A 19,082-nucleotide genomic window follows, 5' to 3' on the forward strand; every position below is an offset into this window, starting at 1 on the left:
AAGTCAATTATGTATTATTTGATGCGGCTATAAGTTAAGGTATGTATTTAACCTGAACTCTGGTTAAGAGATGTACTAAAGTATTGATACTAAATCACAAATATATTTATTAGTCTCCAGCCGGAGACTTTTAGCGATAACAAGGCGAATTTACGCGTCAATAGCTGGCCTATTGCATGTAAATTCAACGCAGTTAGCGTTGAAAGTAGCCGCTGGAGATAGATTTATTATCCAGAGTTCAGGTTATTTAGGTTTTAGTGTGTTCAGTTCACGGAGTCACATCGCAGAGGGCTTTAATTACAGAGCGGGTTATTGTAATTAACGTTATTCAGCTGGCTATCTGTTTTCAGGCTGATTAAAATAATGCTATTAATAAAAAAATAAGAGTCCGTCATGTTTGAGCAAGTTATTACATCAATAGATAAAGCAAATAACCAAGACCCTAATTATGAACTAGTGGATGACCAAAAGCAGGCTAAAGAATATATTTATGCCCAGCGTATGACGCAGATGCTAAGTCGTTTTGCGCCAGAGGCCGATGAGCTAATGCACATTGTGGTTCGTGGTCAACATATTGAACGGTGGAGATCACCACGTAGTGACTTTCCTATGAATAAACAAGGGTATCATCAGTGGCGCAGTGCGCTGTATGAGTTCCATGCAGGTCGAGTTGTTGAGCTAATGCAGCAAGCAGGGTATAAAGAGCAAGCATGTGAGAGAGTATACAATGCGGTTGCTAAAAAACAGATAAAACGTAATCCTGATAGTCAGTTAGTTGAAGATATTGCAAGTTTAGTATTTATTGAGCATTACATGCTGGCCTTTGCGCAATCAAAACCTGATTACGACGAGCAAAAATGGATTGGTATTTTACAGCGCACATGGCAAAAAATGTCGCCTCAGGCGCACGATTTTGTATTGGCCGGTAATATAACTCTTCCTGCGCCGTTAGTACCATTAATTGAAAAAGCCTTGTCTGGTGAGTAATTTAAGAGAAGTATAAATAAAGCTACGAAGCTTAGTCTTGGCTAAGTTGCGTAGCAGGCGATGCATTTTTTGCCATTGTTTGCTCATCAATCACAACTGGCAATCTTAGCTCCATTGATTCAAGCGTATTGGCGATCTGTTTTTTAATTTGCGCTTTGTTTTCTAGCTGGATAACAGAGACCGCGTGGGCTGTTTGTTGCTTTATTTCGTTTTCGAGCGCGGTGTTATTTGGACTTAATAGCATCATTGTAAGTAGTAAAGTATTCATCATTATCTCCTTATTTAAATTACCGCTAAGATAAGGAAGTTTGATGACAAATCTGTGTTTCTAATATGTATACTAAGTTAAAGTTTCGTGTTATTTCAATGAATATCGTAAGCTTAGTTTTGATAGAGGCAAATCAAAGTGCCTTCAATAGCGCGCACATAGGCATAGGTTTGTGAGCCTTTTTGGTTCGGTGGGCAAAGTGGTTCAGCTCCTGCGAGTACGGCTTTATCATAGCTTTCACTTAGATTAGTGCAGTTAAAACGTAACTCAAAACCAAGCGCCGGTTGTTTTGGATGTGCGCGAATATACCCTTGTTTAAAATGCGCTTGCGCATAGGGGTGATTAGCAAAGGCTATTTTTACATTACCAGTAGACAACTCACCGTATTCCGCATTATCGCTTAACGAAAAAGTAATAAAACCAAACGCTTGATAATAAAAGTCCAATGTTTCTTCCACGTTATCGACATAGATAACGCTAGTAATAAATTGCATGTCATTCCAAAAATCATCGCTATACATTAACCATAGTTCACTGATGCTATTTTAATAAATTATTTCAGCAAAAATAAAAAATTAGAATTAATACTCAAATTGCTATTGAAAATGATAATGAGTTGCATTAGGATCTGCGGCAAATTAACAGGGGATTGACATGAAATTAAAATTTTTATCTATAGCAATAAGTACAATAATTCTAAGTGGGTGTGGCGGCTCAGGGTCAGAATCAAACTCCGCACCGCAATTTTCTCAGGCAGTGTACTCTGCATCTTTGAATGAAGATTCGAACCTGACATTAACTGTAAGTGCAACAGACACTAACAATGATCAACTTAGTTACTCTTTAGCGAATGCTGCGAGTAATGGTAGCGTGAATGTTAATACCAGCACCGGCGAGGTGACGTATTTACCAGATAGCAACTTTAACGGCGCTGACGCGTTTCAAGTGATGGTGTCTGATGGCAAAGACTCAGCAACAACAACAGTATCAATCAACGTGTTAGCAGTAAATGATGACCCTGTTATTAGTATAGATAAAGTTCAGGTTAGTGGCGGCGAGACAAAAGTTGGAACAGTAACAGCCACAGATATCGATGCAGATACACTTAAATATACAATTTCAAAGCAAGCCGTTAATGGTGAGCTTACGCTTAATTCAGACACGGGTGAAATTACCTATACGCCGACTGCTTTGACCAATGCAGTTGATAACTTTGAACTAACTGTTGATGATGGAAACGGTGGTATTGTAAGTAAAACACTCGACATATCGGCTAATTTATCGACTAATGCTGATCGTGCTTATTATTATTACGCGTCAGAACAATCACACTTAAAGCGCTCGGAGCAGCTTACTACTACATTACAAAATGATATTAATATTGGTGAAGTAAACTCAGCTTTGGCAATAGGGTACGCAGAGGCAGGGTTAGAGAACGAGACAGAGCGTTTAATTACACAAGACAGCATTATTCGTGATGAAATACGCGCTTTAGCACTTGTTAATGTTGCGAATCAATACACTTTATTAGGTAAACTTGAAAGAGCGAATGAGCTTAGATTAGAGGCAAGTAACTTATACTCTGCCTATATTGCGACCAAAGGTATTTCGGCATTTACAGCAGACGACCAGGACTTTTTCTACTCTTTAGCTGAGTCATACCTAAACGCGGGTGAGCCAACACTTGCACTACAAAGCTATAATATTCTAGATATTTTATTAAGCTCAGCCCTTGATGAAGAACAGACTACTCAAGCGCTGCGATTATTTTTTGAATTTAGAAATACGGTTGAAGATGTAATAAATATTTGGCTTGAAACCCGTACTGAGCAAGATTTTCAGTATGCTAAAGATATGGTGGATAGACTATATACATTAGCTAATAAAATAGGTTACAGCTATGTGTCGAACGACAGAAATGGCAATGAAGGGGAAAAATATTACAGTATACGCCTTGTAGCATTAGCTAATGTTGTAGAAAGCTACATAACATTAAATGAAATAAATGACGCAAAAAATGCAATAGCGGACGCATTAGCCTTAAATGGCGTTGTTGATTACGATGATGCATACCCTCGAGAAGCAGATGAATATGCGCAAGTTACCCTTACCGAGTACCCTTTTGGACTAGTAGACTACGCCAAGCATTTGGTCACGCTTTACCCCGATATAGATATAGAAGCAGTGCTATTAAGTAAGTTTGACAAAGGTAGTTTTTACTATGATTTGGCTAAAGAAGATGCAGAGGAAGCACGTTTATTTGCATATGTGCGTAGTATTGAAGATGCAGATGAAAGTTTAGCGCTAATTATTGCACAAAAAGATGAGAGTGATTTAAGAAATTTATTTACAACAATTACGTCTTTTAATAGTTCTAACCCAGGTGGTTCTGCAATTTTGATTGAGCAAGGACGTTACGCAGATGCAGCAAAATACATCGCAGAGGGTTTAAGCGTTTTAAGCTCTGAAAAATACTTAGCGCAAAATATAGCTAAACAAGCATTTGTTACTGGTGTCACGGGGTGTCAGCTTATTCTGGATCAGCTATCAACTATAATCAACTTTACGGATAAGCAAAAGTACATCGATCAAGCTGTATCAACCTTAACGGTGTGCCGTGAAATTTCGTTGCAAAAATATGGGCAAGTCAGTGGTACAGATGTAACCGCTGACAAGATTGTTGATTCAAGTATTGATTTGATTAAATACCATTATTTATTTGGACAAGCAGAATTTGTAAACCCGCTAGTTGAAAAAGCGCAGAGCTTTATTACAGCATACGATGACAGTCAAATTACGCAAAAATTAATAGACTCAGGTAAACTGGCTGCTGCTTTTGCCTACGGCGGTGAGTATGCAACAGCGCTGACTCATTACACTGAATATGTAGAACTAATTAAAGAAATAGAGTCGTTGGTAAGCAGTGAATATCAGTTTTCAGTGACACAAGACTATTTTGAAGCAACCACTACAAAAGATGATTATCGCTTTGAGTCCTACTATAGATTATTGCTTAGACAAGCTGGGAAAATTGATAATTACCAGCAGCTTCGTGAAGAGGCGACAACTTTATGGGCAGATTTAGTGAAATGGAATATCACTCGTTTAGATGAAGCTTCACTACAAACACAATTACAATATTATCCACAGTTTGCTGAACAATACTTGGCAATTGGACAATTTGATAGTGCAATTGAGCTAAAAGACAAAGATTCACTTGGAGTGGTTGAGCACGACTCAATTTTGACTTCTGTGATTGAGTCCCTAAGCCAGTTTGATGCGTTTACGGGGGATAACATTGCCACCGTAGATACAGATAACGACGGTAAAGCAAATTTCTTTTTACCGTATGCGAGTGAGCAAATGATTGAAGAGTCTGCTATTGAACTTGATTTAGATAGTGATAACGATGGTGTTGATGATTTAACCGATGCTTACCCATTAGATAAGACACGTCAGTAATGAGTTTTATAAATTCTACCCTAGGCATCGTTAGCTTTGCGCTCACTATGCCTATTATTGCACAGCAAACGCCAAGTGATGAGAAAGAAGTTACCAAAAGTCGTTATGAAACGTGTAATGATCAAGATTCTCATTGTGTTAAAAATATTGAAGTTATAGAGGTTAAGGGCGAAAAGTTAAACCCTATCTCTATGGGAGCTAAGGGGGTATATACGTTAGATCGTAAGCTAATTAAAGATTATCGCTTTGGTAATGGTAATTTAAATGATCTTTTAGGTGTTTTACCCGGCGTGCAATATGGAGAGTCTGCGTATACGGCTGATCAAGTAAGCAATATTAAACCTGCTGAAGTATCTATTGCAGGAGCTGATGGCCGTGCTAGTGCTTATCTCATTGATGGTGTTTCGAATAACTCAAACTTAAACAATGTTGCAGGTAACACCGATAGAAATTTACTCCAAGATGTTGCAGGCCACAGCCAAGAGGTATTTTTAAACCTTGACCTAATTGAAAGCATAGAGGTTTATGATAGCAATATTCCTGCCAAATACGGCAATTTTAATGGTGGTTTAGTACAAGCACAAACTCGAAAAGCGCTTGATAAACTATCGTTTGGAATTAGTTATCGGCAAACAGCGGATGATTGGGTTGAGTATCATAATTATTATTCACCTGATTTTGATGGCTCGGACACTTTAGAGAATGCAGTGTTCCAAAAACGTGATTTTAGCACGTATATTTCAGCGCCAGTTACCGATAAGCTCGGTGTTGTGGCGCAGTTTCAATATCTTGAGTCACAAGAAAGCTTAGAGCAGCTAGGTACACTAAGGTTACAAGAACAAATAAACTACGATGGTTTTATTAAGTTTGATTATGCTTTGACAGCGAATGATGATATTTCCCTGAGCTATTTATATGCGCCTTACGAAGGTGATTATTTTGATGTTAACGCGCGTAATAGCGATTATACCATTGAAGGTGGTGGCACAAATGCGGCACTTACTTGGCAAGCTGATAGAAGTTGGGGCTATATTAACTCTCAATTAAGTTGGCGCAGCAGTGAAAACTCTAAAAACGCGAATTCAGCATGGTATACCTGGTTAAATACAGCAGGTAAAAGTTGGGGCGAATATGATGGGTCGATAAACAGTCTTGAAGGTGGTTTTGGTGATATTAAGAAAATCCAGGAAACTCTAAGCGCTAAACAAGATTTTGAAATCCCTTTAGCAAAAGTATTGGACGGTGATTATATTCTTTCAATAGGTTATGCACTAGAGCAGCAAACATCTGTATTTGATCGTTTAGAAGATGCCATAGTGTATAACGGGTCAATTATCTCCCCAATGATTGATTGCGCAGGGTATCAGTTTGATTGCGTAGAAACACAGCTTTATAGTTCTATCGCTGATCTTGAAGAAGAGCTTGGGCGTCCACTTGACCTGCAAAACAGTGACGATTTTTTACTGTACCAAAGTAATATTCAACAAACCGGGCAATATTTTCAAAGTCGCCAAGTAACACCCAAAGCTAAAGCAAAAGCGCAAGTAAATGTATTTTCAGCCTATCTTGAGAATCAACTTGAGTGGCAAAATTACTCAGTAACATTGGGTTTTAGGTACGATTATAATGACTTTTTTACTAATCATAATTTAGCACCACGTTTACGAGGCACAGTTTCGCTGTTTGAAGGGGATAGCAAAATTGTACTTGGTGCAAATCGCTATTACGCAAGTGATGCAATTAATTATAAATTAAATGAAGCGATGCTCCCAACCCACAGTGAAGTGAGGGCTATTTATCAGCACCGGCCTCAGCAGTGGCAAGCTTCACTTGCGAACAGGGGTTATCGCTATGTTTATAATGATTTAGAAACCCCGTTTAGTGATGAACTCACAGCTGCTTATCGACATCAACTGTTCGGTGGAACGCTTGAGTTAAAGTGGCTGTATCGTGATCAACAAGACAGCATAAATCGCGTTAGAGGAACCAATGACCTAGGTGAAGCAATATTATATGGGGCTAACTCAGGCAGTAGCGAGTATCAACGTTATAGCCTTTCGTGGATGGCAACATACGATAATCAACATATTGAGTTTAACGTATCGCACGCAAGTAATACCACAAGCGCTGAACAATTCGATGGCGAAACGCGCACTTATATTAACAGCAACGATTACTTCTTAAATTTTTCGTATGACGATAATGAACTAGTTTATTTAAGATCTGATGATTATGAGTTGAGTAGTCGAAGTGTGAACGATACTTATCACTTAATTACTCGCCATGATATGGAGCTTGAAAAACAAGATTTTAACCGTCCAATAATTGCTAATTTAAGTTGGGGTGGCGATTTTGGTAATTGGCAGTTATCTGCTTATGCGCGCTTTAATGGTGCGCAAGATGTGGTTTACGCAACAGGCACCACAAAATCAGTCAATGAAGCTACTTCTATCTGCGATGGTTGTGCACCAAATAGAAAAGAATACCCCGTGTACCGAATAGAAAAGCGACCTAGCTTTTGGTTACTAAGCGGTAGCGTTAAATACTCGTTAGTAGCAGCACGTGATTACACAATGACTTTAAGTTTTGAAGGTGAAAACATTTTAAACGAGCGTACCTATCAAGTTAGCCCTAATACAACAGGTGTTGAGCTTGGACGGCGCTTTTGGTTAGGCATTAATTTAGATTATTAACAGGAAACTATTATGACAGCACTACTTGTATTAACCCTTACGGCTACGCAGCTATGTTATAACGCAGACGCTGACACCCATGCAATTAAAATAGAGCGGTTTATTTCTGATCCAGCATTATTATTGTCGGCAAGAAAAAAACGCGAAGATATGTGTATAGATATAAATGAATTACACATTGAAGAAGCCAAAAAGCTTGTTGCAGCTGATGGTAAAACTTTCTCCTTAGAAAAAATTAAGTAATGTTTAAACCCTTTCATTTATTTTTAGTTGTATTAATAAGCTGGGCATTTAATTTAAGTGCTCAGCCAGTTAACTTTGAGTCTCTACGTGAGCAATACCTTCAACCTAGTGATGAGTGGCCAAAGCCTTTTTTAGACCCCGGTATTGCGCATAATGAGATTGGTTTATTACCAGATATCATATTTCCTAAATCAAACCCTTTCTCAGTGGCTAAAATGCGCTTAGGGGAAGCACTATTTCACGATCCTATTTTATCGGAATCGAAGCATATAGCGTGTGCGAGTTGTCATGATAGAGATTTAGGGTGGGCTGATGGTCGTGAAGTTTCGTTTGGTCACAGTCGCCGTTTTGGTAAACGCAATGCACCCAGTATTGAAAATGCAGCGCTATGGGAAAGTTTATTCTGGGATGGCAGAGCAAGCTCATTAGAGCAACAAGCATTAATGCCAATACAAGATAGTAACGAAATGAATTTTTCGCTGTTTGAGCTAGCGCTAAGATTAAATATTAACGCGAACTATAAAAGTAAATTCAATGACGTATTTGGTAAAAACATAGTTGAGGTTAATGATGTAGCAAAAGCGTTAGCGACTTTTCAACGGACTATTCGTTCGCGTAATTCAGATTTTGATTATTTTATGCATGCAATAGCGCAAGAAGACGAAGAGAAAAAGGCTTTTTATGCTAAACAATTAAGTGATCAAGCGTTGTGGGGGATGCACTTATTTAGAACCAAAGCACGGTGTATAAACTGTCATTCAGGCGCACTTTTTTCAGATAATAAATTTCATAATATTGGCCTGACTTACTATAAAAGAGAGTATGAAGATCTTGGGTTATTTAATATTACTGGTATGCCTGATGATGTAGGTAAGTTCAAAACACCTAGTTTACGTGGGGTGATGAATACTAAACCGTGGATGCACAATGGTTTATTTGCAAGTATGGCAGGTGTCATCAATATTTATAATGTAGGTGGCGTTAGGATCCCTAATGACAAGAGTGATGTGTTTTTTCCTGAAACATCATCCATTTTAAAGCCGTTATCACTAACCGCAGAAGAAATGAAAGCACTAGAGGCATTTTTAAATGCCATTACAGCTCACCCCGCCAGAGGGCCACATCTTTCATTCTCATCGTAATCAAAATGAAATGGTGGGCAGAGTTATAGTAAGCCATAAAAAAACCTTGTAGAGACGTACTCTACAAGGTTCAATTATCACAGCTTACAGCTTACAGCTTACAGCTTACAGCTATATCATTTATTACGGTTTTCTTTACTAAACGCGCGGATCTTACGTTTTTGTGAAAGCGTTACTTTGTTAGTACGCCCTGCAAATGGGTTATCACCTTCTCTAAATTCAATTTTGATTGGTGTGCCCATGATTTTTAATGCTTTACGGTAGTAGTTCATCAAGTAGCGTTTATAGCTATCTGGTAAGTCGTGAACTTGGTTACCGTGAATTACGATACGCGGTGGGTTATAACCACCTGCATGGGCATATTTAAGCTTAACACGACGGCCACGTACAAGAGGCGGCTGGTGATCGGCTTGTGCCATGTCCATGATACGGCGTAGCATAGCTGTACTAATACGTTTAGTTGCAGACTCGTATGCTTCGTCAATTGATTCAAATAAGTGACCAACACCTGTACCATGCAGTGCAGAGATAAAGTGTAAGCGTGCAAAGTCGATAAAGCCCAAGCGGCGATCAAGCTCTGATTTAATGCGATCTTTCACATAATCATCAAGGCCATCCCATTTGTTTACGGCAATCACTAATGAACGACCTGAGTTAAGTGCAAAGCCGAGTAAGCTTAAATCTTGATCTGAAATTCCTTCACGCGCATCAACTACAATCAAGACCACATTAGAGTCTTCAATTGCTTGCAAGGTTTTGATCACAGAAAACTTTTCAACGACATCACTTACCTTTTTACGCTTACGCACACCGGCAGTGTCGATTAGCACATATTCTTTATCGTTACGAGTCATCGGTATGTAAATGGAGTCGCGGGTTGTACCTGGCATATCATAAACAATAACACGTTCTTCACCCAGTATGCGGTTAGTCAGTGTTGACTTACCAACGTTGGGGCGACCAATAATTGCTAGCTTTACAGGTTTATCAGCGAATGCTTGCTGATCTGTTTCACCGTCTTCTTCTGAATATAAATCAACGAGCTCGTCGTCACTGTCAGTGCCGTCATCATTCTCAGCACTAAGCTGAGCAATAACAGGCTGCAACGTTTGTTCAAGTAGCAAAGTGATACCACGACCATGTGCCGCAGCAATATGATGTACTTCGCCTAATGATAGTTGATAAAACTCAGCACAGTTTGAGTCGGCATCAATACCGTCAGTTTTATTGGCAACAACAAAGCTTTTCTTTTCTTGCTTACGTAAGTGATTAGCGATTGCTTGATCAGCAACCGTCATACCAACACGCGCATCAACTAAGAATAAAACGATATCAGCTTCTTCGATCGCGAGTAACGATTGATCGGCCATTTCGGTTTCAATGCCTTCTTCAGAGCCATCAATACCACCCGTGTCTACCACGATAAATTCATAGCCATCGTAATTAGCTTGGCCATATTTTCTATCTCGTGTTAAGCCTGGAAAATCGGCAACGAGTGCATCACGAGTACGTGTTAAACGGTTAAATAATGTGGATTTGCCCACATTGGGTCGCCCAACTAGAGCGATCACGGGAAGCATAAACTACCTCTTTAAAAAACAACAAAAGGCTTCGCAGTGCGAAGCCTTATAAAAATACATTTAGTATTAGCAAGTTAGTTAGGTATATTTACCGCGCTAACTTCACCATCTCGGGTGTATAAAATCAGTTTGTCGTCTGCAACAATTGGCTCAATAAAAAAGCCTGAACTGTCGAAGTCTTCACGCGATACAAGTTCGCCTGATTCTTTATTTAACCAGTGTAAGTTACCTTCTTGGTCACCTAAGGCTAAATAATTCCCTGCTACCGCAGGCCCTGTTAAATACCAACCACGAAGGGCTGGTTGACTCCAGCGTTCAATGCCAGAGGTTTTATCTAATGCGTAAACAACACCGTCACTATCAACGACATAAATGGTTTGCACATCCATCGAAATTTCACGATAGCTGCTGTATTCACGTTTCCAGACAACATTACCTGAACGAATATCAACGGCTGCTAAGTTACCATTATAGGCAATAGCGTAAGCATATGGGCCGCTAACTACTGGACGTGTATCTACATCAACCAAGCGCTCAAATTCTGATGAACCTTTTGGTGTTGCGATTTCAGCGCTCCACGCAGAGTAACCGCTATCAGAAATTAATACGCTTAATTTACCTGTTTCAAGGCCAATTAATACACCACCGTTAGCAACTGTTGGCGAGCTTTGCCCACGTAAGGTTAAAGGCGGTACTTCTTGTTCATGACTCCAGCGTTCTTCGCCAGTATCCGGGTGAAGTGCTAATAGTTTACCTGAGCCTAGGTTTACAAAAATTAACCCATCACCGGCTGCTGGCGATGCAAGTACCTCACCGGGCACTTTTTTACGCCAAGCAATGTCACCTGTATCACGGTCAAGGGCAACTAGGTAGCCGTGCTCTGAACCAATGAATAGTTTACCATAGGCTTGTAAAATACCACCGGATAATTTAGCGCTGATATCAGCTTCCCATGGCCAAAACGTTGAGTTTTCACGAATGTCGGTTTCCCAGATCGTGTCACCATTTTCAAGAGATAGCGCTTCAATATCGCCATCACGACTGGCTACAAAAACACGATCTTTATAAATAGCAGGTGTTAAGCGCGAGAAGTAATGTTCAACGCCGTTACCGATGCTTTCTTGCCAAACTACGTCAGTCTCAAATTGATTAACGATTTCAGGCAATACTAGTTCTTCTTCATCATCACTAGATGAACAACCCATTAGGGTTGCCATACAAAGTGCGATACTTGCCGCTGTTAACTTTTTCATTGTAACCCCTTATGCCGCTGGGCTAGTTACTGCTAGGTCATCAAGTTTGATTTGCAATAATGGGTTATTTTCAAGACCGCCAGCATCCGCTGCTGCTTGATAGGCAGTACGTGCTTGGTCTGTGTTACCTTGTGCAAAGTGAATATCACCTTTGATTTCAGACACTGTTGCTGCAAATGTATCTTCAAGAGGCGCACTTAAAGTATTGAGTGCTTTATCATATTGCTGTTGAGCAAATTGTACGCGCGCTAAGCGCGTTGTTGCTGTGGCTTTAAGGTCGCCATTGTTTACGTTAGCAACAATCCAGCTTAATTTCTCACTGGCAACATCAAGTTGGTCTTTCTCTACGGCTTCTTTGGCTGCAACAAATGCGGCTAATACACTGTAATTTGTGTCTTTATTTTCGTCGATAAAGGTATCTGCTGCACCTAATACTTCACCACTTTCAACCAGTGTAGTGTAGGCATCAGAGGCACTTTCAGCGGTCGTGATTTGATTTTGGTTATACGCTTTCCAACCATAAAGGCCACCTAAACCGATCACTATGCCGAGTGCTAGAGATACGCCATTTTCACGGAAAAATCGTTTAATTGCTTCTGCTTGTTGTTCTTCTGTTGAATAAATATCCATTCTTACCTCGAGTGTTTTAGCTTTGTACTAGCTCAGCTAAAAGCGTTTTAACTTGTTCTAATTCTAAGGTGACTTGTTCTTTACGCTCACGTAAATATTTTACAGTCACTACGCCTTGTTCTAATTCGTCTTCACCGATAATCAGTGCAACAACGGCATCGCTTTTATCTGCACGTTTTAGTTGTTTTTTAAAGTTACCACCGCCTGCATGTACCATTACTCTTAACCCTGGTACGTCAGCGCGTAATTTAGCCGCGATTATCGGTGCTTGCATGCTGGCTTTATCGCCCATTGCAGCCAAATATACATCAGCACTGCGGCGAATGTCACCTACACATTCTAAAGCTTGTAACAGTAACACTAAACGTTCAAGGCCCATAGCAAAGCCAACAGCGGGAGATGATTTACCACCCAGTTGTTCAACTAAACCATCATAACGGCCACCGGCACACACTGTACCTTGCGCGCCCAAGCTGTCTGTAACCCACTCAAATACAGTGCGGTTATAGTAGTCAAGGCCACGTACAAGTCGTTCATTAACCGTGTATATGACGCCAGCTGCGTCTAAACGTTCACATAAATTTGCAAAATGTTCTTTTGATTCAGCATCTAAATGCTCAGACAGTTTCGGCGCATCAACTAAAATGGCTTGTACGTCTGGGTTTTTGCTGTCTAAAACGCGCAGTGGGTTTGAATGCATGCGGCGTTTTGAATCTTCATCAAGTACATCAACATGCTGCTCTAAATAGCTGATCAGTGCTTCGCGATATTGTGCACGAGCTTCGTTTGAGCCCAGTGAATTAAGTTCTAAGCGAACATGCTCACTGATACCAAATTGCTGCCATAGTTGTGCAGTCAGTAAAATAACTTCTGCGTCGATGTCGGCTGTTGCAATGCCAAATGTTTCTAAACCAAATTGATGAAATTGACGGTAACGACCTTTTTGTGGGCGTTCGTGACGAAACATTGGGCCCATATACCAAAGGCGTTGCTCTTGGTTATACAGTAAACCGTTCTGGTTGCCAGCACGCACACAAACAGCGGTGCCTTCAGGGCGAAGGGTTAAGCTGTCGCCATTATGATCAGCAAAAGTGTACATTTCTTTTTCCACAATATCAGTGACTTCACCAATAGAGCGTTTAAAAAGGTCGGTTGATTCTACAATTGGAAAACGGATTTCTTGATAACCGAACGATGATACTGTCTCGCGTAAGATATTTTCTACTTTCTGCCAAACTTGGGTATCGCCCGGCAGACAATCGTTCATTCCACGTATTGCCTGAATTTGTTTTGCCACTGATAAATCCTAAAACTGTATTTGTGGCACAGAACCGCCACAACAAAAATGCTAAAAATTGACCCGCTATTATAGCTGGCATGCGTGCGGCAAACCACCCAGTTTGCCGACTATATTAACTTTATTCGACGATTTTTATGTCAATCGGAGTTTGCTGCTCTTTTTTGGCGATAAAATCACGAACGTAGCCTTCAAGCTGTTCAACAATATTATTATTGTCGATACGTGCCTTTTGACGTTCGCCATTGATATAAAGCCCAGAGCGGCGGTTTGCACCTGCTAAACCAATATCACTCACTAACGCTTCGCCTGGGCCATTTACCACGCAGCCGATGACTGAAACTGAAACCGGCTCAATAATATCTTCAAGACGCTCTTCTAGCTGATTCATGGTGCTTACTACATCAAACTCTTGGCGCGAGCAGCTCGGGCATGCAATAAAGTTAATACCGCGAGAGCGTATACGTAATGACTTTAAGATATCAAAGCCCACTTTTATTTCTTGTACTGGATCTGCTGCTAGTGACACACGTAATGTATCACCAATACCCTCAGCGAGTAGCATACCAAGACCCACCGCCGATTTTACTGAGCCTGAACGCATGCCGCCAGCTTCAGTAATACCTAAGTGCAAAGGTTGGTCGATTTCTTTAGCAAGCAGGCGATATGCGCCAACGGCTAAAAATACATCAGACGCCTTTACCGATATTTTAAATTGATCAAAGTCCAAACGTTGTAAAATTTCAACGTGGCGCATCGCTGATTCAAGCAATGCTTCTGGGGTTGGCTCGCCGTATTTTTCTTGTAAATCACGTTCAAGTGAGCCGCCATTTACCCCGATACGAATCGGAATGTTGTGCTCACGGGCAGAGTCTACTACGGCGCGAATACGCTCTTCGCTGCCGATATTACCCGGGTTGATACGCAAACAATCTGCGCCGTATTGTGCCACTTTAAGTGCAATCCGGTAATCAAAGTGAATATCGGTTACCAGTGGGATAGTGACTTGTTCTTTGATGCTTTTGAACGCTTCGGCTGCGTCCATAGTTGGCACCGATACGCGAACAATATCAGCCCCAGCATCTTGTATTGCTTGAATTTGTGCCACGGTTGCATCAACATCCATGGTATCGGTGTTGGTCATTGATTGCACGGCTATTGGTGCACCGTCACCAACCGGAACATTACCGACATTAATTCGGGTTGATTTTCTGCGTTTAATTGGAGATTCTGAGAACATCGCGACTACTCTGCTAACGGTAAATTAAATTTTGCTAAACGGTTTTTGGGAAAATGCGAAATATCGACGCTTTCGCCATTGAGGTTTACCTCAACAGCTTGGTGTTTTCCTAATACTACTGAAAAAGGCGCTTTGCCAGTGACAGTCATTTCATAGCCTGCTTTTTTTACACCAAAAGCTACTTTTTCACCGTCACCATCATGAATTTCGACCCAGCTTTCTTCGTTAAAATGCATAACAATCGTACTTAATCCTGCATTCTCAGGTTGAGCCTGCTCTATATTAGCGGGCTCGATTGCAATTTCACTCACAGCGGGTGTTTGCTCTGATACTTGCGGCTCTGACAAGGATTCTTGTGGCTGCGCATCAAGCTCGGTTTCATTAACTAGTTCATCTGGGCCAGCTAATTCTTCTTGATTTTCAGTGACAAGATTTGCAGTCTCCGGCGCGGCACTTTCAATGCTGTTGTCGTTGTCATTAAAGCCAGATAAAGACTGAGTAACAACTTGCTCATTTAATGGCGTTGAGTTTTGCCACCACCATAACGCTGAAGAGCCAATAACAACCGCTAAAATGGCATAACTGACGAGCATTAATCGACTATCATGTGCTTCTTTTTCTGTGCGTTTAGAAAAGCTCTGCATTTTAGTTTTTTTGAGTGTTTCCTGTGATTCAGGAAACGCAGCCATAATTGCTGCTGTATCTAAATTAAATTCCCGACAATAACTTTTAGTATAACCTTTAACAAATGTGGCGGGGCCTAATAAATGGTGTTCGTCATTTTCTAGACGTTGTAATTGCAACACCGATAACTTTAACTTTTTTGCTAGCTGTTCAAGGCTAACATTCGCAGCTTCTCGGCCTTGCTTTAAAGTTTGGCCAAGGCTTAGCTCTGCTGATTCTGTATTTTCATCATTCATAATGCGTATGATTCAGGGTCCACTAGTAATAGTCTATGCCCAGGTTTGAGTGCGACATCTGGGCTTAATTTATTCCATCGCATTAACTGAACAATTAACAAGCGACGCTCAGTGGCAATACTGTATAAAGTATCGCCCGCGTTTATTTTATAATAAATATTGGGGTCATTAAGGTAAATCTTCGTCCCGTTGACCACCCGATCAGATTCTCTTAGTCCATTCCATTGGAGTAATTTTTGTAGTTTAACATTGTATCGCACTGAAATGCTAAAGAGGTTTTCACCATCTTGTAAAACATGGTACGGCGTCGTCAGCTGTGGGAGTTGTGGATTAAGCATAGGTGCTTGGTTGAGCGAGCTATTATCACTAAATTCTACATCTGGCACTGTGGCATAGCGACTATTTTGATTTGCAAAAACAGCGGTATTTTTGGTCGGCTGATAGAATACTACTTTTTCACCTTCGTTTAACTGCCTGCTGCTTGATGAAAATGAGGTCGCTGATGTATTACTCTGAACGGGCTTTGTATCTGCGTTCGGTGAGCCAAACGACACTATCTTAACACCGTCTTTAGGTTCTTGTTGTGTTGCGGGTAGCGTGTTTTGAGCCTCTTTTTTGGGCGTTGCCAAATGTACCGTGGGCACGGGTGTTGCCGACACGTTTAGGGTTTTAACTTCTGAGGTGTAAAACCCTGTCGTGGGCTTGGTACTCGCGCTAACATTTGGCTCAGTAGCAGGCGTGATAGCTAAAGCTGACATTACCGCTTTAGTATCATTTACTTCACTTTTATTTTTAGCTGGAGGTTTTACTGTGCTTTGTGACGCGCTTGCGACTGTCAACGCGCCTAGCACCGCGTTGGTATCGACCTTGGCTGCAGATATATCAATAGCAGCAGGGATATTAGCCGCAGTTTCAGTCACTGATGCCTGTGGCTGTGAGACTTCAGGCTGAGTTTGCTGCTGGGCTGAACTACTCGCGACTATGCTTGCAGCTACATCTGCGCTGCTTGAGGTAATTTGCTCGTTTACTACAGGTAGTGTAGTGCTCATAGCCGCAGTTTGATTATTTATTGTTTGCGCCTTGGCTACTGGCGCTTTTTTCTTTTTTACAATACGGATTTTAGGTTCTGAGCTTACAACCCCCTGTGGGCTGTCAGCTTTTAGCTCATCTAACTTTGCTTGACGGTATTGCAAACGCAGTATTTCAAACTCACTTCGCTTAAATTGTTGTTCGCGAATTAATACTGCCTCGTTAGACGTTGGGTATGTTTGTAGAATTGTTGCTGCGGTAGTTTCGGCTTTTTCAATATGCCCCATGCGCTGCTCAATTAAATAGCTTAAAAATAAAGAGCGAGACGATACTTGTCCTGATTTTTCAAAGCGTTTGAGTACTTCTTGAGCTCGGTGTAAATCACTTTTTGCGTAGTATAAAGCAGACAAGCCAATTAAAGGTGAAGCACGCATTGAGCTATGATTTATCGCTGATCTAAAGTAACTCTCAGCATTATCAAAGTCATCAAACTCAATGGCACATAAAGCAAGGTTTTCGTAACTTTCGGCAACGCGAATATAGCTTGGTATTTCGATTGCTTTTAATAATTGCTCAGTGGCGCGATCATATTCATTTATACCACATAAAAACACCCCATAATTATTACGGGTATTAGGGTCATTTGGGTCTATTTTTATTGCTTTTTGATAAGCGTTGTCGGCAAGCGTATTTTCGCCTACTTGTTGATAATAATATGCAAAAGAGTAGTGTACTTCAGGGAGGTCGGGAGCAAATGCAGCGGCTCGTTCAAGGTTATATTTTGCTTGCGAGCTGTTACCTGTATTTAAATATTCTAATGCCAGTGCAATGCGAGTGCGAGCTGCCCCGGTATTATTAATTTTATTTTCAACAACAGGCTTGTCATTGCCTTCGTAACTGTTTTCAGTCACACAGCCACTAAGCGCTATGACACTGGCCGTTACAGCAAGTAAAGATCGCATTACCTTATCTCTTATTATTATCCATATTCGCCTATCTTACCGAAAAGCACTTGTGTTGCATCAATTTTTTATAATTAAATGCATTAAACACAAGCGCTTTTGGCGTTTAAGCTTGTTGGATATTTACCGATATTGCGTTTTCATCACGCATCTTCTTCTTCGCCATACGTTTGGTACGGTCTACAACATCGCCAGCTAACTGGCCGCATGCTGCGTCGATATCGTCCCCTCGAGTACGGCGCACAATACACGTAATGCCGCCAGCTTGCAGTACCTTAGAGAAACGGTCGATACGGCTATTACTTGAACGAGTGTATTCATTACCTGGAAATGGGTTAAACGGAATAAGGTTCACTTTAGACGGTGTGCCTTTTAGTGTTTTAACAAGTTCGTGGGCTTGATCGGTACTGTCGTTCACACCATTGAGCATTACATATTCAATGGTGACGTCTTTATTCGCTTTTGAGCCATCAATATAACGACGACACGCTGCTAAAAACTCTTCAATCGGGTACTTTTTATTAATTGGAACTAAAATGTCACGCAGTGCGTTATCTGGTGCATGCAATGAAATTGCTAAGGCAACGTCGATTTTTTCTTTCAATAAATCAAGCGCAGGTACAACGCCTGAGGTACTTAATGTAACGCGACGTTTAGATAAACCAAAACCCCAATCATCCATCATTAGTTCCATCGCCGGGACTACATTTTTAACGTTAAGTAGCGGCTCGCCCATACCCATCATCACAACGTTGGTGACTGGGCGTTTTTCACTATTACCATCAAGACCAATATCTTTGGCTACGCGCCACACTTGGCCGATAATTTCAGATACTTTGAGGTTTCGATTAAAGCCTTGTTGCGCAGTTGAGCAAAAAGTACATTCTAATGCACAACCAACTTGTGATGATACACACAAAGTTGCACGTTCTTTTTCTGGGATCCACACGGCTTCTACTTCTTGGCCGCCTTCAAGCACTAGCGCATATTTGATAGTGCCATCGCTCGCTTGTTGGCGTACTGAAATTTCAGGTGCAACGATTTCGCATTCATTTTTTAGCTTTTCTTTTAGCTTTTTGTTTACGTTGCTCATATCGTCGAAGTTATCAACGCCAAAATGATAAATCCATTTCATCACCTGATCGCCACGAAATGGCTTTTCACCGAATGATACAAATAATTCGCGCATTGCATCTCGGTTTAAATCTAATAAGTTAATCTTTTTTTGCTCGGTCATGAAACAACCTCAATCAGTGACGGTGGTGATAAAATTTACGGGGATGAATTGTACACAATTCGACCAGTTTAGTCATTAGCTAAACATTGTTAATTGTTTAGCTAATCACTAAAAAAGGGCCCGAAAGCCCTTTTTATTT

The 19,082-nt window shown here is 40.8% G+C and carries 15 protein-coding genes; 5 read left to right on the plus strand and 10 right to left on the minus strand.

The genetic code is table 11. From position 1 onward, the window contains the following. Window positions 1-393 precede the first annotated feature (393 nt). The gene (locus tag AAEU30_RS01235; RefSeq protein ID WP_421958927.1) at window positions 394-987 is read left to right on the plus strand and encodes a DUF4202 domain-containing protein; all 594 of its coding nucleotides are present in this window, start codon (window positions 394-396) and stop codon (window positions 985-987) included. Window positions 988-1,018: 31 nt separating this feature from the next. Here the strand turns inward: AAEU30_RS01235 and AAEU30_RS01240 are convergent, their stop codons facing one another. Continuing rightward, entirely contained in the window at window positions 1,019-1,258 is a 240-nt protein-coding gene (locus AAEU30_RS01240; protein ID WP_421958928.1) for a hypothetical protein, read from the minus strand. A 110-nt stretch (window positions 1,259-1,368) separates the two neighbouring features. Continuing rightward, window positions 1,369-1,749 (minus strand): VOC family protein, encoded by a 381-nt coding sequence (locus AAEU30_RS01245; protein WP_421958929.1) that lies wholly within the window; start codon window positions 1,747-1,749, stop codon window positions 1,369-1,371. Between the two features lie 160 nt (window positions 1,750-1,909). Between AAEU30_RS01245 and AAEU30_RS01250 the strand changes: the two genes are divergently transcribed. Genes AAEU30_RS01250 through AAEU30_RS01265 form a run of 4 tightly spaced genes read left to right on the plus strand, consistent with a single transcriptional unit; the run spans window position 1,910 to window position 8,795 of the window. Continuing rightward, window positions 1,910-4,717, plus strand: a complete 2,808-nt coding sequence (locus AAEU30_RS01250) for a cadherin-like domain-containing protein (protein WP_421958930.1) — start codon at window positions 1,910-1,912, stop codon at window positions 4,715-4,717. Next, a complete protein-coding gene (locus AAEU30_RS01255; RefSeq protein ID WP_421958931.1) occupies window positions 4,717-7,410 on the plus strand; it encodes a TonB-dependent receptor plug domain-containing protein in 2,694 nt (897 codons plus the stop codon). The genes AAEU30_RS01250 and AAEU30_RS01255 overlap by 1 nt, the downstream gene beginning before the upstream one ends. Before the next feature lie 12 nt (window positions 7,411-7,422). Then, window positions 7,423-7,653 (plus strand): hypothetical protein, encoded by a 231-nt coding sequence (locus tag AAEU30_RS01260; RefSeq protein ID WP_421958932.1) that lies wholly within the window; start codon window positions 7,423-7,425, stop codon window positions 7,651-7,653. After that, window positions 7,653-8,795, plus strand: a complete 1,143-nt coding sequence (locus tag AAEU30_RS01265) for a cytochrome-c peroxidase (RefSeq protein ID WP_421958933.1) — start codon at window positions 7,653-7,655, stop codon at window positions 8,793-8,795. Before AAEU30_RS01260 ends, AAEU30_RS01265 begins: the two co-directional genes overlap by 1 nt. Before the next feature lie 116 nt (window positions 8,796-8,911). Here AAEU30_RS01265 and der read toward each other — a convergent pair whose 3' ends face one another. The 8 genes from der to rlmN form a co-directional block, all read right to left on the minus strand. Beyond that, a complete protein-coding gene (der, locus tag AAEU30_RS01270) occupies window positions 8,912-10,375 on the minus strand; it encodes a ribosome biogenesis GTPase Der (protein ID WP_087534311.1) in 1,464 nt (487 codons plus the stop codon). Between the two features lie 74 nt (window positions 10,376-10,449). After that, the gene (gene bamB / locus AAEU30_RS01275; protein WP_421958934.1) at window positions 10,450-11,628 is read right to left on the minus strand and encodes an outer membrane protein assembly factor BamB; all 1,179 of its coding nucleotides are present in this window, start codon (window positions 11,626-11,628) and stop codon (window positions 10,450-10,452) included. A gap of 9 nt (window positions 11,629-11,637) precedes the next feature. Further along, window positions 11,638-12,258, minus strand: a complete 621-nt coding sequence (locus tag AAEU30_RS01280; protein ID WP_421958935.1) for a YfgM family protein — start codon at window positions 12,256-12,258, stop codon at window positions 11,638-11,640. 16 nt (window positions 12,259-12,274) lie between these two features. Then, window positions 12,275-13,555 (minus strand): histidine--tRNA ligase, encoded by a 1,281-nt coding sequence (gene hisS, locus AAEU30_RS01285; protein WP_421958936.1) that lies wholly within the window; start codon window positions 13,553-13,555, stop codon window positions 12,275-12,277. A 121-nt stretch (window positions 13,556-13,676) separates the two neighbouring features. Next, the gene (gene ispG, locus AAEU30_RS01290) at window positions 13,677-14,795 is read right to left on the minus strand and encodes a flavodoxin-dependent (E)-4-hydroxy-3-methylbut-2-enyl-diphosphate synthase (RefSeq protein ID WP_421958937.1); all 1,119 of its coding nucleotides are present in this window, start codon (window positions 14,793-14,795) and stop codon (window positions 13,677-13,679) included. 5 nt (window positions 14,796-14,800) lie between these two features. Beyond that, window positions 14,801-15,715 (minus strand): RodZ domain-containing protein, encoded by a 915-nt coding sequence (locus tag AAEU30_RS01295; protein ID WP_421958938.1) that lies wholly within the window; start codon window positions 15,713-15,715, stop codon window positions 14,801-14,803. Further along, window positions 15,712-17,706 (minus strand): type IV pilus biogenesis/stability protein PilW, encoded by a 1,995-nt coding sequence (pilW, locus tag AAEU30_RS01300; protein ID WP_421958939.1) that lies wholly within the window; start codon window positions 17,704-17,706, stop codon window positions 15,712-15,714. The genes AAEU30_RS01295 and pilW overlap by 4 nt, the downstream gene beginning before the upstream one ends. A gap of 106 nt (window positions 17,707-17,812) precedes the next feature. Then, entirely contained in the window at window positions 17,813-18,943 is a 1,131-nt protein-coding gene (gene rlmN, locus AAEU30_RS01305; protein WP_087534318.1) for a dual-specificity RNA methyltransferase RlmN, read from the minus strand. Between the last annotated feature and the right edge of the window lie 139 nt (window positions 18,944-19,082).

The sequence above is a fragment of the Pseudoalteromonas mucoides genome, from assembly GCF_049257175.1.
GTDB lineage: Bacteria > Pseudomonadota > Gammaproteobacteria > Enterobacterales > Alteromonadaceae > Pseudoalteromonas.

Coding starts and splice junctions, on each gene's coding strand:
- AAEU30_RS01235 (WP_421958927.1), top strand. CDS start 394: ATGTTTGAGCAAGTTATTACATCAATAGATAAAGCAAATAACCAAGAC.
- AAEU30_RS01240 (WP_421958928.1), bottom strand. CDS start 1,258: ATGATGAATACTTTACTACTTACAATGATGCTATTAAGTCCAAATAAC.
- AAEU30_RS01245 (WP_421958929.1), bottom strand. CDS start 1,749: ATGCAATTTATTACTAGCGTTATCTATGTCGATAACGTGGAAGAAACA.
- AAEU30_RS01250 (WP_421958930.1), top strand. CDS start 1,910: ATGAAATTAAAATTTTTATCTATAGCAATAAGTACAATAATTCTAAGT.
- AAEU30_RS01255 (WP_421958931.1), top strand. CDS start 4,717: ATGAGTTTTATAAATTCTACCCTAGGCATCGTTAGCTTTGCGCTCACT.
- AAEU30_RS01260 (WP_421958932.1), top strand. CDS start 7,423: ATGACAGCACTACTTGTATTAACCCTTACGGCTACGCAGCTATGTTAT.
- AAEU30_RS01265 (WP_421958933.1), top strand. CDS start 7,653: ATGTTTAAACCCTTTCATTTATTTTTAGTTGTATTAATAAGCTGGGCA.
- der (WP_087534311.1), bottom strand. CDS start 10,375: ATGCTTCCCGTGATCGCTCTAGTTGGGCGACCCAATGTGGGCAAATCC.
- bamB (WP_421958934.1), bottom strand. CDS start 11,628: ATGAAAAAGTTAACAGCGGCAAGTATCGCACTTTGTATGGCAACCCTA.
- AAEU30_RS01280 (WP_421958935.1), bottom strand. CDS start 12,258: ATGGATATTTATTCAACAGAAGAACAACAAGCAGAAGCAATTAAACGA.
- ispG (WP_421958937.1), bottom strand. CDS start 14,795: ATGTTCTCAGAATCTCCAATTAAACGCAGAAAATCAACCCGAATTAAT.
- AAEU30_RS01295 (WP_421958938.1), bottom strand. CDS start 15,715: ATGAATGATGAAAATACAGAATCAGCAGAGCTAAGCCTTGGCCAAACT.
- pilW (WP_421958939.1), bottom strand. CDS start 17,706: ATGCGATCTTTACTTGCTGTAACGGCCAGTGTCATAGCGCTTAGTGGC.
- rlmN (WP_087534318.1), bottom strand. CDS start 18,943: ATGACCGAGCAAAAAAAGATTAACTTATTAGATTTAAACCGAGATGCA.